Genomic DNA, 13,057 nt, shown 5'->3' on the forward strand with positions numbered 1-13,057 from the left:
TCATTCTGAAAGTTCAACAGTTAATTAAATAAAAACAACCACAATGGAATATCAAAATGCAAAGAAAAGTACTGGCCCTGATGATTCCGGCTCTGTTAATGGCTGGCGCAACTCATGCAGCAGAGATTTATAATAAAGACGGCAACAAATTAGATCTGTACGGAAAAGTAGATGGTCTGCACTATTTCTCCGACGATAAAGGCGCTGACGGGGATCAAACCTACATGCGTCTGGGCTTCAAAGGCGAAACCCAGATCAATGACATGATGACCGGCTACGCGCAGTGGGAATACAACATTCAGGCAAATAACACCGAAGGGTCTGATAATCAGTCCTGGACGCGTCTGGCCTTCGCGGGCGTCAAAGTGGGTGACTACGGCTCCTTCGATTACGGTCGTAACTACGGCGTGCTGTACGATGTGGAAGGCTGGACCGATATGCTGCCTGAGTTCGGCGGCGACTCCTACTCTATAGCCGACAACTTTATGACCAGCCGCGCCAACGGTGTGGCAACCTACCGTAACACCGACTTCTATGGTCTGGTGCAGGGCCTGAACTTTGCGCTGCAGTATCAGGGCAAGAATGAAGACGCCAGCAACAACCAGGAAGGCACCAACAACGGTCGCGACACGCGTCACGAGAACGGCGACGGCTTCGGTATCTCTACCACCTATGACTTCGGCATGGGCATTACTGCAGGTGCGGCGTACACCTCTTCAGACCGTACCAACGAACAGGTCATGAATACCACAGCGGGCGGTGACAAAGCGGATGCGTGGACTGCGGGTCTGAAATATGACGCCAATAACATCTATCTGGCGGCAATGTACTCTGAAACCCGCAATATGACCCCGTATGGTGATAAAACCGATTCCGTTGCGAATAAAACCCAGAACTTTGAAGTGACCGCCCAGTACCAGTTCGACTTTGGCCTGCGTCCGTCCCTTTCCTACCTGCAGTCGAAAGGTAAGGATCTGGGCAACGGTCAGGGCGATCGGGATCTGGTTAAATACGCTGACGTAGGCGCGACCTATTACTTCAATAAAAACATGTCCACCTACGTTGATTACAAAATTAACCTGTTGGATGAAGATGACAGCTTCTACAAAAACAACGGCATCGGCACGGATGACGTCGTAGCGTTAGGTCTGGTTTACCAGTTCTGATTGTCAGAGCCCGCATCATGGTGCGGGCTCGCTTGTTTTTGAAGTAAGTCACAAGAGATAGTGTCAGAAAGGGATTGGTTGAGGGAAAGTTGAAAGAAAGCTGGTTAGACTACGGAGATAGCCCTTTTTCCATTAAGGATAACAGCGTTGTTTGGTCGTGTATCTCTTGCCGTCCTTACCCTTTTAGCATTGGTGTGGATGGCGTTAATTTTTGATTTTGGTGATATTGTCGGGCATCTCGGCGCGCTGTTAAACCATCTGGATGGCAGTTGACCGTTTCCCTGGAAACAAAAAGCCACCAGCAGTGCCGGTGGCGGATATACGCATAGGTCGCGTTATTTTTTCACAGGTTGAGGCTTTTTATCGCCTGATTCAGGGGCCTCACGCGGATCGTCTTTTTCAACACAAAGCATAGTTTCTCCTGTATCAGATAACCATTCTCCACTATAGCCAGGCTGATTAAAGAGTGGCCAGGCGGCAATCATGCCTGCTGTTCACCTTTCTTGCGAAAAGTGAGATAGCCAAATACGCCACTTTCTCCATCCATGGGATGGTTAACCCCGTCCATCACCTTCACCTCAGGAAAATCAAATGGTGAAACGTTTTCAAAACAGGCGACATTCACGCCATATTCGTTTGGGTTAGAACGCCGCTGATGGAACGTGTAAATCCCGCACACCGAGCAGAAGAAATGCCGTGCCGTTCCCGTGTTAAAGCGGTACTCGGTGAGCTTATCCTCACCTTTGGTCACCGTAATCCCCGACAGGGGCGCAGAAACGACGACAGCGCCTCGCATTCGACAAAAGGAACAGCTGCAGCGCCGCGCGGTGTTGAGGCCATCAGTAAGTTCAACGGTGAATGCCACCGCGCCGCAGTGGCACTTCGCATTTCGTCTTTCAGCCATGGGCTATACCCCTTTTCTCACGAGCTCGGCCGCTTTAACGAAAACCTCGTCTTCTACACCATCGCCTTTTTGCCTGCCGAGTCTGACCAGTTCATCCACTATACTGTTGCGATGGATCGGTTTTTGCGCTGAAACCAGCCCAATAACGGCGGCCCCAATCGCCAGCCCCACTAATCCGGTTTGTTCATCTTTGTTTTTCATATTCATGCTCCTGGTACAACAAACAAGGGTAGCAGGAATATGGTAAAACGGAATGCCAGACACATGATCTGTGAATAATATTTAAACAGTTCAAACAGGTACGACTTCTAAAATCGACAGATACGAACGGGTGTCTATTATTTTGTTTAGCTTCAGACGAGTCTTTTCAAACAAGGTCTGATACTCAGACTCTGTTCTTGCACGTCCTCCATCAAAGCTTGTTAACAAAAGAAGATCAATTTCAAATCGTCCCTGTTCATTATTTTCTTTTTTAATAAGTGGCTCAAAAATTAATAGCCTGGAGTTTTCTTTCATAGCATTTCTGCAGCATTGAAGTATCTGAATGGCCTTTTCATCAGGCCAGTCCATTAAAATGTATTTAAGTAGATAAATGTCTGCTACAGGACAGGCTTCAAAAAAACTGCCCTCTACGGTCTCCCATCGGCGATGATCATTCAACAGATACAGTCGATTCCGCTCAAGCACGTCTGTTTGATCAAAAAGGATCCCCGTCAGGGTCGGGTTTCGACGTAAAACGGCCAGCAATAAATTACCCAGCCCACCGGCGATATCGGCAACGACAGCGCTTTGAGGGAACGAATAGCTATCTGCGATGACTTCATTCTCTACGGATGACATAGAGGCCATACCGGCATGAAAAATGTTGCTGTCAGCCCCACTATCGTCATGCTGCCAGTATTCGTAAAAAGGCTTGCCAAACAATTCATTAAAGACAGGTTTGCCTTGCAATATCTCATCCATTTTTGCCGCTGGCTGCCAGAATGTCTGGTCTGTCAGCATGAGCACTGCTGCACGCAAGGAAAATTCATGCTCAGAACAGAGGAATTGTGCTGATTGGCTAAGGCTGTATTCGGCGTCAGATAATTCGTTGAAAACCCCACGAGAGGACAATAAGCGCATGATCCGATGAAGATAGTCGCCATCGACATTAAGCTCCTCCGCCAGTTGCGTAACGGATTTTTTTCCTTCAACCAGACGATCTGCGACCCCTAATACCGCGACAGTCCGAAGTGCTGCCTGCCAGACAAAACCCATGCTTTGCTCTAACAAACACATTCCTTCTTTACGGCTTAGTAAATCCAGACTATTACGTTGTGACATTTTCTGCTCCTTACCAATAAAGATGTGTTGAACAACTAAAAAGTTGCTAACAAGCGTAAGTCTGGCAGTGAGCTTTATCCATAATTTCAGCAAGGTTTACTTATGCTGCTTCGTATTGGTTTGCATACAGTACATTTAAACACGTAAAAAAACAGGGCCACTTACTCTTCATTTTGATTAGTAATGCGCAGAAACTATTACTTTATAAATGATTGTCTTACATCCAAAAAATCCTGTGACAACACAGGCATTCTCTGTTTAGAATCTCGGCGTCAGCCCATACTTTGGCGTTTTGATATTTGCAGCCCAAACCTTGATATTGTTTTGCAACAGAATAGTGAAATCTGATTTTAAATGCGTCACCATTCCATTGACGCTGTCCGCATCAACCACAGAAAAATGTTCAATTCTATTTTGCCCTACCTCAACACAATAATATTTTGCGGGCAGCTCCTTACCATTAACATTTAGCGACTGGTTGTTTTCACCACAACGGCCTTCAGTAATAAATGACACCAGCAAGTTAGCGGATTTCCTCCCTGGCTGAGAAACACTCACCATGACCGGGAAACCTTCCGAGGTCTGTGTCATATCATAAAGGACGGCATTTTTCATATACCAGGTATTATATTCCCGCTCCTGAAAAGCAGACCAGGAAGGCGCAGAAAAGACCACCAGCACTGCCAGTATAAGAGATTCTATTTTCATGGGATGTTGTCGTCCGTGTTGTTGCACGTATTATTCAGATTGTGCAAAAAACAGCAACCCCTTAAGAAAAGCCCTACTACTATTGGCAGTAACGGAGGGATTAATACAAAGAAGAATAAGAAGATAAATGGTAAACCACCGCCATCATGGCGATGCTGACCACGACGCTGATGAAAAAGTACGTTTTGAAAGGCTGCTTTTGGGTTTTATGGCGAAAGAGCTGTTGCCCCACAATGGCGCCAGGCCAGCCACCTGTTACGCCAAATACCAGCAAAGTAGCTTCCGGCACCCTGCGCATCCCCTTCCGCGCCGCCATTTTATCGGCGCCATACATGACTATTGTCAGCAGATTGATCAGCAGAAACCAGATTACCAACGGATTCGGAGTCAACAGGCTAGCAATAGCAGCGAAAATCAGTAGTACATAGCAAAAGCGATTGAGAGTCATTGTTCTGGTCACAGGCTGTTAAACGGTTTTCGACGGCATATGATACCCAAAACAGGTAAAGTTTACTTCTTTAAAACAGGGTGAATGCCTGGCGCTTTACTGATTAACATTTAAACTGCATTAATCAGTAAAGCATCCTTTCATTATAATCGTGCAGTTTACATATTTTTCTTAAAAAAATATTCTGAAACGGCTCACTGCAAAAACACATTGTGCGTGCATCCCTTTAACAAAATAAAAACGAATGCAGTGGCTGTGTAAACAGACGGGTAAGAAATATTGATGGAGATCAATTTATAAAACAAGCAGATAATTTTTAGCCGCGTCGTGTCATGCCCAGCGTTTAGCATTACAGTTGAACACAATTAATTTGACCAGATGGTCAATGAATAACAAAATATCACCGTAGTTAAAAAATAATATCTGCATTCCTTTAGGGGGGTGATGTCCCCCCATTTTTCCGATGTGATAAACCTCATTCCACCATTATCTTCACTTTTGGTTTCGACAGAAGGACTTTTACCAGTTCCTTAAACGGCGTGGGTTTGTAGAAGAAGAAACCTTGTAAGAACTTGATGTGGTTATGGGTGAGATAATCAAGTTGCTCTTGTGTTTCAACACCTTCCGCCACAATACTGATTGATAATTTTTTTGCCAGTTCCAGTACCGAATCCAGTATAACGGTTGAGTCCTCACTGGCATTAACCCTGGCAACAAAGCTTTGGTCGATTTTAATGTAATCGATATGCAGATCCTGCAGGTAGGACAGACCAGAATACCCCGTACCAAAATCATCAAGAGCAATGGCAAATCCAATCTCATGTAGCGCATTGAGGGTCTTAACGAGATGGTCATCGATATCGAGAGGTTCACGCTCGGTCACCTCAATGACCAGGTTAAGATCCTGTCGAGTAAAGCTTTGCTTGTAATGGAGACACTCTTCAACGAAGGTGGACGCAACGATATGGGACGCGCTGAAGTTAATACCGACGTGGAACCCTTCTGGCAGCAACGTAGAGATCGAATTCATATGCGATGCAACCTGACGCATTAAGCTCTGAGTTAAGGGAATGATTAAGCCTGATTTCTCCGCGAGAGGAATAAATGAAGCCGGAGAAATAAACCCTGACTGTGGATGCTTCCATCTGGCCAGCACTTCCACACCTCGTAGCGCCCCCTCTTTGCCGCTGACTACGGGCTGGTAATACGGAATAATTTCATTTCTGTATATGGCGGTACGCAGTGACTCTTCCGGTGAAACATCCTTAGAAAGATATCGCTGAAGAATATAAGCAGAAAGAGACGATATTATCAGCAGGAATAACACTACGCCTCCGGCTCGATTGAGTAATCTCTTAAGACTAAAAAGAGGTGGAGAATTAAATTGTACCGAGAAAGGAAAAGCTGAGGCCTTGACCGTTAATACCTCTTTCTTCGTATGGTCTACCGTAGTCACATCGCCTGTCAGGCCTAAAAGGGTATTGCCTACTCTTAGAGAATATTCAACGCCGTTTAATGGCATATCCAGCGCATCCCGGATATGGCTATCACTGATACTAACGATGATTCGGCTTCCGGCGTGGGTTGTCTGGTATAAGAGAACCGGAAGACCGTTGACGGTACTCCCCGAAGGAACCAGGAGCAATGATGACTCAGGCAGCACTGAGCTATTGACCAACAATACGCGGTTTCCCGGTAATGAGGAGCACCAGACCGCGTTATTTTTCAGAATAATGATCGTTCTCAGGTGAGGCTGTAATGCTGCCTCGGTACCCAGCCGATATTGCCCTTCTGCATCACACTCATTCTCGGCAAGTTGCATTGCCATCTGAGTCGCATGACGGGCTTCTTTAAGAATAACGTTCATGTTCCGTACGACGTAGCGCGCCTCTGCCAGGCTGTCAGCACGTGCAGAATACCAAACCTGTAAATTGATGATAAAAACGCCGAGCAAAAACATTGTCGTGGCTGCAGCTAAGGGAATAGATGCATGGCGCATTTAGGGTTCTCGATTTGAGTAAAGTTGCCGCTTCAGCGATCCTGAAGTGATTGAATTATCTTCGTCTTAAGCATGGTTGATAAAGAAATAAATACCATATCAGGCGTCAGAAATTTTCTCGCAAGCCAGATGGAGTGGAAACAAAAGGCCGCCGAACGGCAGCCCTGGTGGATAAGTGTTTATTAGTACCGCTTTATTGTATTGATCGGGGTTCTTTCTGACCAGTCAGGTCGCTCGCCAGCCATGATGGCACGCTGTTGCGTTGGCGTCACAGACTGCGTAATTTCTGGCATTGACTTGTATTCGGGTTGCGTAGGTGGATTGAGAACAAGATCGGAACTACAGCCTGATAACAGCAAAACCGCCAGTAGTAATGAATTAAATTTGAACACGTGCCCCCTTCCAATGGGATAAAGTTATAAGAAAAAGCATGGTGCTGATTGCATCCTGGTGACACGTTAATGATATACAAAGCCACGCGCCTGGCTGAAGACAGCAGATTCACCATACAGATAACCCCATAAGGTTATATTTAGTCGGGCAATACGCGCAACGCTTTGTTTTCGTACTCACCAGAGCAAAAAGGTGGAAGGAAAGCCGACTACGCTTCTAATATCGAGGGGGCTTATGCTAAAAACGCTACTTCGTTTCTTTTGGTCAAGTGTTTAGAAGGAATTTGAATGGTTAAGGTTGAGGTATTAAAAACGAAGTACCCAGGCGCAGCGGCCTGGCAAATGGGTGACAGCCCGGAACTGGCGAGCAAGCTTGCGGACCTGATTAAAAAAGGAATCAAAACGGCCACCTGCGGATCTTTTGCCTCGTACTCGCAGGATCTGTCTGCACCGAGGGTGGGGAGCTACAACATAATCCTTGATGGACAAAACGTCCCGGTCTGTGTGATCAGGCTGGTTTCACAGCGGCTGGTGCGTTTTTGCGATGTTACTGAAGAATTCGCTCGCAAAGAGGGTGAAGGTGATTTAAGCCTTGAATACTGGCAGAAAGAGCATCAGCGATTTTTCGTCCGCGAAGGCCATTTTTCTGAAGATATGGAACTGATCGCAGAAGAATTTGAATTGGTTGATGTGCTGTAAGCGGAGATTAAGTGGCCAGGATGGTAGCTTCGCTGTATTCGTTCCGGTAAAAGACAACGTAAGTTCTCCTCGCGCTGGTCCTCATGGGAGCATCAAAACCTGCGATTTGTTTTTATGCCCAGAATGCACAGGGGCACACAGAAAGCCTGCTACGCTTTTCGCGTATCGGCTCCGGATTTAATGAGCTGTAAAACGTGCTGGTATTCGTCGCCGGAATCCGTACCATACGCGGCATACAATGTTTGCCCCTGCTGGCTCCGAAGGTAGTACTCAATGCAAGAGAATCAAGAGATTAACAAAAAAGAGCAATACAACCTCAACAAACTGCAAAAGCGACTGCGCCGTAACGTGGGCGAAGCCATTGCAGACTTCAACATGATTGAAGAAGGCGACCGCATCATGGTTTGCCTGTCAGGGGGTAAAGACAGCTATACCATGCTGGAGATCCTGCGTAATCTCCAGCAAAGTGCGCCAGTGAATTTTTCCCTGGTGGCGGTCAACCTTGACCAGAAACAGCCGGGTTTCCCGGAGCACATTCTGCCGGAATACCTCGAAAAGCTGGGCGTTGAGTACAAAATCGTCGAAGAGAATACCTACGGCATTGTGAAAGAGAAAATCCCGGAGGGGAAAACCACCTGCTCACTCTGCTCTCGCCTGCGCCGCGGCATTCTGTATCGTACCGCGACGGAGCTGGGCGCGACCAAAATTGCGCTGGGCCATCACCGCGACGATATCCTGCAAACGCTGTTCCTGAACATGTTCTACGGCGGCAAGATGAAAGGCATGCCGCCTAAGCTGATGAGCGATGACGGCAAGCACATTGTGATCCGCCCTCTCGCCTACTGCCGCGAAAAAGACATTGAGCGTTTTTCTCAGGCGAAAGCGTTCCCGATCATTCCATGTAACCTGTGCGGCTCTCAGCCGAACCTGCAGCGTCAGGTAATTGGCGACATGCTGCGCGACTGGGATAAGCGTTATCCGGGTCGTATCGAAACCATGTTCAGCGCGATGCAGAATGTCGTCCCTTCCCATCTCGCGGATGTGGAGCTGTTCGACTTTAAAGGCATCAACCACGAGTCAGAAGTTGTGAACGGCGGGGACCTGGCGTTCGATCGGGAAGATATTCCCATGCAGCCAGCGGGCTGGCAGCCGGAAGAAGATGACAATCAGTTTGAAGAGCTGCGTCTGAACGTGCTTGAAGTGAAGTAAACGATTAGCGTCTCAGAAAAACCGTCTGAGACGCTTCATTCTTTATTTCAGCAGACGTACGCGACAGGTTTTACCCTTAATTTTCCCGTTTTGCAGCTGCTTCCATGCCTTATGAGCAACCTTCTGGCGAACCGCGACATAGACATGCGCCGGATGGACCGCAATCTTACCGATATCCGCCCCGTCCAGCCCCACATCCCCGGTCAGCGCGCCTAATACGTCACCTGGACGCATCTTAGCTTTTTTACCGCCATCAATGCACAGCGTCGCCATTTCAGCCTCCAGCGGCACAAGGCTAACGCCGGCCGGTGCATTCACCCAGTTCAGCTTAATCTGCAGCATCTCAGAAAGAATATTGGCGCGCTGCGCCTCTTCAGGTGCGCAGAAGCTGATGGCCAGTCCGCTGTTTCCCGCGCGCGCGGTACGGCCAATACGGTGCACGTGTACTTCAGGATCCCATGCCAGCTCAAAGTTCACCACCAGCTCAAGCGATTTGATATCCAGACCGCGTGCAGCGACGTCGGTTGCGACAAGAACTCGGGCGCTGCCGTTAGCGAAACGAACCAGCGTCTGATCGCGATCGCGCTGTTCCAGATCGCCATGCAGCGACAATGCGCTCTGACCGGCGGCATTCAGAGCATCACAGACCGCCTGACAGTCTTTTTTGGTATTACAGAACACCACGCAGGATGCAGGCTGATGCTGGCTCAGCAATTTCTGCAGGAGCGGGATTTTACCCTGCTGAGAGGTTTCAAAGAACTGCTGCTCGATGGCGGGCAGCGCATCAACGCTGTCGATTTCAATGGTGAGTGGATTTTTCTGCACGCGACCACTGATGGCGGCGATGGCTTCGGGCCAGGTCGCAGAGAACAGCAGCGTCTGACGATCGGACGGTGCGAAACGGATCACCTCGTCAATCGCATCGCTGAAGCCCATATCCAGCATCCGATCGGCCTCATCCATGACCAGCGTTTGTAACGCATCCAGCGAGACGGTGCCTTTTTGCAGGTGATCCAGCAGGCGTCCGGGCGTGGCGACAATAATGTGCGGCGCATGCTGGAGTGAATCACGCTGGGCGCCGAACGGCTGTCCGCCACAGAGGGTTAAAATCTTGGTGTTGGGCAGGAAACGCGCCAGGCGACGCAGTTCACCCGCGACCTGGTCTGCCAGTTCGCGGGTCGGGCACAGTACCAGAGACTGGGTCTGAAAAAGCGCCGCATCGATATGCTGCAACAGGCCAAGGCCAAATGCCGCCGTTTTCCCGCTGCCCGTTTTCGCCTGTACGCGCACGTCACGGCCCTCGAGGATGGCGGGCAACGCGGCCGCCTGAACAGGCGTCATCGTGAGATATCCCAACTCGTTGAGGTTAGCGAGTTGGGCGTCGGGCAGAACATTCAGGGTAGAAAAAGCGGTCACAATTGTCTCTCGTGGTGATCTTAGCGGTCAGATGGCGCGTATCCTCGCAGATCTCGCGGTCCGATGCGACAATTTAATCGGTTCTTCATCGGGCGGCGGGTCGGGCATTGGCTGCGGACGCGGTATGGGATCGGGCATGGGCACCGGATCGGTAGGGATGGGATCGGATTGACGTGAATGTTGCAGTAGCAGAGCGTAAAGGATGCTCATCATTCCCTCCAGAATTGGCTGTCATCCCTTTTAGGGTAGACGCTGAGAATCAGGAGGCAAAAAAAAGCCGACTATGAAGTCGGCGTCGTACGAATCAATTGTGCTATGCAGTAATTCAAAAAAGGAAGTAAGACAATATGGAGCGCAACGCCCATCGCTTGACGTTGCATTCACCTGCGGGAGTAATATTGCACCTTACGGGGTAGATGTTTATTGACTTCGCTCAATTAAAAGAGCGTTTTAATCCCGGAAAAAGAGGAAAAAAGCGTAAATTTACAGCCATTTACTACGATGCAACCACCATGCAACACCCCCAATCAAAACAACTAACATCACGCAAAAGGCCGTAAAGCCGTAGCGATAAGCGCCCCCCGGAATACCGCCCAGGTTGACGCCAAACAACCCGGTCAGAAACGTGCTCGGTAAAAACACCATCGCCATCAGGGACATCGTATAGGTTCTTCTCGCCAGAGATTCCTGCATTACCTGCGCGATTTCGTCCGCCATCACCGCCGTTCTGGCAATACAGGAATCTATTTCATCCAGCCCGCGGCCCAGCCTGTCGGCAATATCCTGCATTCTGCGTCGCTGATCGTCATTCATCCAGGCGAGCCTTTCGCTGGCAAGGCGCGCATAAACGTCGCGCTGCGGCGTCATATAGCGGCGCATCACAATCAGCTGCTTACGCAGCAAGGCCAGAAAACCGCGCGGCGGGATCTGCTGATCGAGAAGGTTATCTTCCAGGTCGATGATTTTGTCGTGCAGCTCTTCGATGAACTCGCTCGCGTGATCGGTAAGCGCGTCGCACACGTCCACCAGCCAGCTGCCGCAGTCGGTTGGCCCGGTGCCCTCTTTCAGATCGTTGACGATGTCATCCAGCGCCAGAACTTTTCGCTGCCGGGTGGACACAATCAGCCCATCGTCCATGTAGACACGCATCGCAACCAGCTGATCCGGGCGTTCATCCGTGCTGCCGTTAATGCAGCGTAGGGTGATCAGCGTCCCGTCACCCATTCGGCTCACGCGGGGCCGCAGGCTTTCACCCGCCAGCGCATCGCGCACGTTATTAGGCAAGAGCGGAGTCGAGGCCAGCCAGTCAGCGCTGTCCGTATGGGTGTAGTTCAGATGTAGCCAGCAGGGATGCGCGCTATCGATCGCATCATTATCTTCCAGCGGTCGCGCACCGCCGCGACCATCCAGCACCCACGCAAAAACTGCGTCAGGAACGTTAAGTTCAGATCCTTTAATGCTTTCCACAGCGCCTCCGCCTTTTTAGCTCTATCGGTGTCAGTCTAGCCTCCATCAGGGCTTAATCAACAACTATGTTTTCCATCGCGCTGAAATCGCTCAGGAAATGAACATGCTGGCAAGAGGCAAAAAAAAGCCTGGCACGCCAGGCTTTGAGGTTGAATCAGAGAGAGTGTTCTGGCCGGTGGAGGAAGGATGGCGAGCCGCCAGGTAATGAGGAAGAAGAGTTCTGGTCAAGTCTGAAATTGCGCGTTCTGGCCTGCAGCTCAATCACCTGATTACGCAGTACATCAGAGGAGCCGTTGAGTTCCTCTGCCATTGACACATTACTTTGCGTGACCCGCTCCAGCTCCGATAGCGCCAGGGTAATCTGAGAAATGCCTTTCTCCTGCTCTGACGTCGACGCGGAAATTTCGTCCATTAAGCGGCTGACATTCCCTGAACCCGTTACGATTTCATGCATATTTTTCTCTGCCTGTGACACAACGCTGGCTCCCTGCGTGACGTTACTGCTGGTGACTTCAATCAGCGTTTTGATATTCTTCGCGGCCTCTGCGCTGCGGTGTGCCAGGTTTCTTACCTCTTCCGCAACCACAGAAAAACCCTTGCCATGATCGCCCGCCCTTGCCGCCTCAACGGCCGCGTTGAGCGCAAGAATATTCGTCTGGAACGCAATGCCGTCAATGAGCGAAATAATCTCCGTCATCTGCTGCGCACATTCGGTAATGGACTGCATATTGCTGGCGACCTGTCCCATCAGCTCACCGCCTTTGCGCGCCTGCAGCGTCGCCACATTTGCCTGCTCGCTCGCCAGACGCGTGTTATCGGCATTGTTTTTGGTGCTCGCGGCCATTTGCTCCATGCTGGCTGCGGTTTGCACTAATGATGCAGACTGCTGCTCGGTTTTCACCGAAAGCTGAGCGCTACGTTGCGAGAGTTGATCCGATAAGGTCATGGCGGTTTGCGATGACGCCCTGATCTCACGTACAAGCGTCGCAATATTACCGGAAAGGCTATTGATCCCGGGGATGAGTCGGCCCGCACAGTTATTGCCAAATTCAGGGATAGATACACCAAGGTTGCCTGCTGTCACCTCTTCAATACTTTTCTTCACCGTATTGATCGGCGTCACAAGATACTTCGTCATGTAGACCCAGAGCAAAAATAGTGCAACGAAATTGATGGCATTAAGCGAAATAAAGAGAGAGGGATTGCTGGAAAATAGAACAACGACACCTGCACTTACCAAAAAAAGAGATAAAAGGAACCCGATAATAAAGGTCCTGACACTAATATTTTTTAGCATGATAATACCCACGTTTTATATTTAAGTCG

General features: G+C 49.4%; 15 protein-coding genes and 1 pseudogene. 5 read left to right on the forward strand and 11 right to left on the reverse strand.

The features are described from left to right. Nucleotides 1–56: 56 nt before the first annotated feature. Nucleotides 57–1,166 (forward strand): porin OmpC, encoded by a 1,110-nt coding sequence (ompC, locus tag ACW9E7_RS10310; RefSeq protein ID WP_133294536.1) that lies wholly within the window; start codon nucleotides 57–59, stop codon nucleotides 1,164–1,166. A gap of 147 nt (nucleotides 1,167–1,313) precedes the next feature. Further along, nucleotides 1,314–1,439, forward strand: a complete 126-nt coding sequence (locus ACW9E7_RS10315; protein WP_258525023.1) for a hypothetical protein — start codon at nucleotides 1,314–1,316, stop codon at nucleotides 1,437–1,439. A gap of 62 nt (nucleotides 1,440–1,501) precedes the next feature. Here ACW9E7_RS10315 and ACW9E7_RS10320 read toward each other — a convergent pair whose 3' ends face one another. The 7 genes from ACW9E7_RS10320 to ACW9E7_RS10350 form a co-directional block, all read right to left on the reverse strand. Beyond that, nucleotides 1,502–1,579 (reverse strand): hypothetical protein, encoded by a 78-nt coding sequence (locus ACW9E7_RS10320; protein ID WP_223239581.1) that lies wholly within the window; start codon nucleotides 1,577–1,579, stop codon nucleotides 1,502–1,504. A gap of 68 nt (nucleotides 1,580–1,647) precedes the next feature. Next, on the reverse strand, nucleotides 1,648–2,070 hold the full coding sequence (locus ACW9E7_RS10325; protein WP_127731096.1) for a GFA family protein: 423 nt from the start codon (nucleotides 2,068–2,070) through the stop codon (nucleotides 1,648–1,650). A 3-nt stretch (nucleotides 2,071–2,073) separates the two neighbouring features. Further along, nucleotides 2,074–2,271, reverse strand: a complete 198-nt coding sequence (locus ACW9E7_RS10330; RefSeq protein WP_023312007.1) for a hypothetical protein — start codon at nucleotides 2,269–2,271, stop codon at nucleotides 2,074–2,076. Nucleotides 2,272–2,361: 90 nt separating this feature from the next. Then, nucleotides 2,362–3,393, reverse strand: coding sequence for a methyltransferase (locus ACW9E7_RS10335; protein WP_458727735.1), 1,032 nt, complete (start codon nucleotides 3,391–3,393; stop codon nucleotides 2,362–2,364). A 258-nt stretch (nucleotides 3,394–3,651) separates the two neighbouring features. Continuing rightward, nucleotides 3,652–4,101, reverse strand: a complete 450-nt coding sequence (locus ACW9E7_RS10340; protein WP_115875309.1) for a hypothetical protein — start codon at nucleotides 4,099–4,101, stop codon at nucleotides 3,652–3,654. A gap of 100 nt (nucleotides 4,102–4,201) precedes the next feature. Then, the gene (locus ACW9E7_RS10345; RefSeq protein WP_127731102.1) at nucleotides 4,202–4,549 is read right to left on the reverse strand and encodes a DUF1294 domain-containing protein; all 348 of its coding nucleotides are present in this window, start codon (nucleotides 4,547–4,549) and stop codon (nucleotides 4,202–4,204) included. A gap of 475 nt (nucleotides 4,550–5,024) precedes the next feature. Then, nucleotides 5,025–6,548 (reverse strand): EAL domain-containing protein, encoded by a 1,524-nt coding sequence (locus tag ACW9E7_RS10350; protein ID WP_115875312.1) that lies wholly within the window; start codon nucleotides 6,546–6,548, stop codon nucleotides 5,025–5,027. Nucleotides 6,549–7,228: 680 nt separating this feature from the next. Here ACW9E7_RS10350 and ACW9E7_RS10355 point away from each other — a divergent pair. From ACW9E7_RS10355 to ttcA, 3 genes and pseudogenes are all read left to right on the forward strand, one after another. Next, complete coding sequence (locus ACW9E7_RS10355; RefSeq protein WP_458727736.1) at nucleotides 7,229–7,639, forward strand: ASCH domain-containing protein; 411 nt, start codon at nucleotides 7,229–7,231, stop codon at nucleotides 7,637–7,639. Nucleotides 7,640–7,726: 87 nt separating this feature from the next. Continuing rightward, a pseudogene (locus tag ACW9E7_RS10360) lies at nucleotides 7,727–7,877 on the forward strand (site-specific integrase); the annotation flags it as partial. Nucleotides 7,878–7,912: 35 nt separating this feature from the next. Further along, on the forward strand, nucleotides 7,913–8,848 hold the full coding sequence (gene ttcA / locus ACW9E7_RS10365) for a tRNA 2-thiocytidine(32) synthetase TtcA (protein WP_249576967.1): 936 nt from the start codon (nucleotides 7,913–7,915) through the stop codon (nucleotides 8,846–8,848). 42 nt (nucleotides 8,849–8,890) lie between these two features. Here ttcA and dbpA read toward each other — a convergent pair whose 3' ends face one another. From dbpA to ACW9E7_RS10385, 4 genes are all read right to left on the reverse strand, one after another. Then, nucleotides 8,891–10,264: an ATP-dependent RNA helicase DbpA gene (gene dbpA / locus ACW9E7_RS10370; protein ID WP_458727737.1), complete on the reverse strand. Its 1,374-nt coding sequence runs from the start codon at nucleotides 10,262–10,264 to the stop codon at nucleotides 8,891–8,893. Between the two features lie 27 nt (nucleotides 10,265–10,291). After that, the gene (gene ynaL, locus ACW9E7_RS10375) at nucleotides 10,292–10,474 is read right to left on the reverse strand and encodes a proline-rich small protein YnaL (RefSeq protein WP_115875320.1); all 183 of its coding nucleotides are present in this window, start codon (nucleotides 10,472–10,474) and stop codon (nucleotides 10,292–10,294) included. 273 nt (nucleotides 10,475–10,747) lie between these two features. Next, nucleotides 10,748–11,731, reverse strand: coding sequence for a zinc transporter ZntB (zntB, locus tag ACW9E7_RS10380; protein ID WP_111965070.1), 984 nt, complete (start codon nucleotides 11,729–11,731; stop codon nucleotides 10,748–10,750). Between the two features lie 154 nt (nucleotides 11,732–11,885). Next, nucleotides 11,886–13,028 carry a methyl-accepting chemotaxis protein gene (locus ACW9E7_RS10385; protein WP_458727738.1) on the reverse strand — a complete coding sequence of 381 codons (1,143 nt, stop codon included), beginning with the start codon at nucleotides 13,026–13,028 and terminating at the stop codon, nucleotides 11,886–11,888. Nucleotides 13,029–13,057 lie beyond the last annotated feature (29 nt).

The organism is Enterobacter sp. H2G27 (genome assembly GCF_054403075.1).

Coding starts and splice junctions, on each gene's coding strand:
- ompC (WP_133294536.1), top strand. CDS start 57: ATGCAAAGAAAAGTACTGGCCCTGATGATTCCGGCTCTGTTAATGGCT.
- ACW9E7_RS10320 (WP_223239581.1), bottom strand. CDS start 1,579: ATGCTTTGTGTTGAAAAAGACGATCCGCGTGAGGCCCCTGAATCAGGC.
- ACW9E7_RS10325 (WP_127731096.1), bottom strand. CDS start 2,070: ATGGCTGAAAGACGAAATGCGAAGTGCCACTGCGGCGCGGTGGCATTC.
- ACW9E7_RS10330 (WP_023312007.1), bottom strand. CDS start 2,271: ATGAAAAACAAAGATGAACAAACCGGATTAGTGGGGCTGGCGATTGGG.
- ACW9E7_RS10335 (WP_458727735.1), bottom strand. CDS start 3,393: ATGTCACAACGTAATAGTCTGGATTTACTAAGCCGTAAAGAAGGAATG.
- ACW9E7_RS10340 (WP_115875309.1), bottom strand. CDS start 4,101: ATGAAAATAGAATCTCTTATACTGGCAGTGCTGGTGGTCTTTTCTGCG.
- ACW9E7_RS10345 (WP_127731102.1), bottom strand. CDS start 4,549: ATGACTCTCAATCGCTTTTGCTATGTACTACTGATTTTCGCTGCTATT.
- ACW9E7_RS10350 (WP_115875312.1), bottom strand. CDS start 6,548: ATGCGCCATGCATCTATTCCCTTAGCTGCAGCCACGACAATGTTTTTG.
- ACW9E7_RS10355 (WP_458727736.1), top strand. CDS start 7,229: ATGGTTAAGGTTGAGGTATTAAAAACGAAGTACCCAGGCGCAGCGGCC.
- ttcA (WP_249576967.1), top strand. CDS start 7,913: ATGCAAGAGAATCAAGAGATTAACAAAAAAGAGCAATACAACCTCAAC.
- ynaL (WP_115875320.1), bottom strand. CDS start 10,474: ATGAGCATCCTTTACGCTCTGCTACTGCAACATTCACGTCAATCCGAT.
- ACW9E7_RS10385 (WP_458727738.1), bottom strand. CDS start 13,028: ATGCTAAAAAATATTAGTGTCAGGACCTTTATTATCGGGTTCCTTTTA.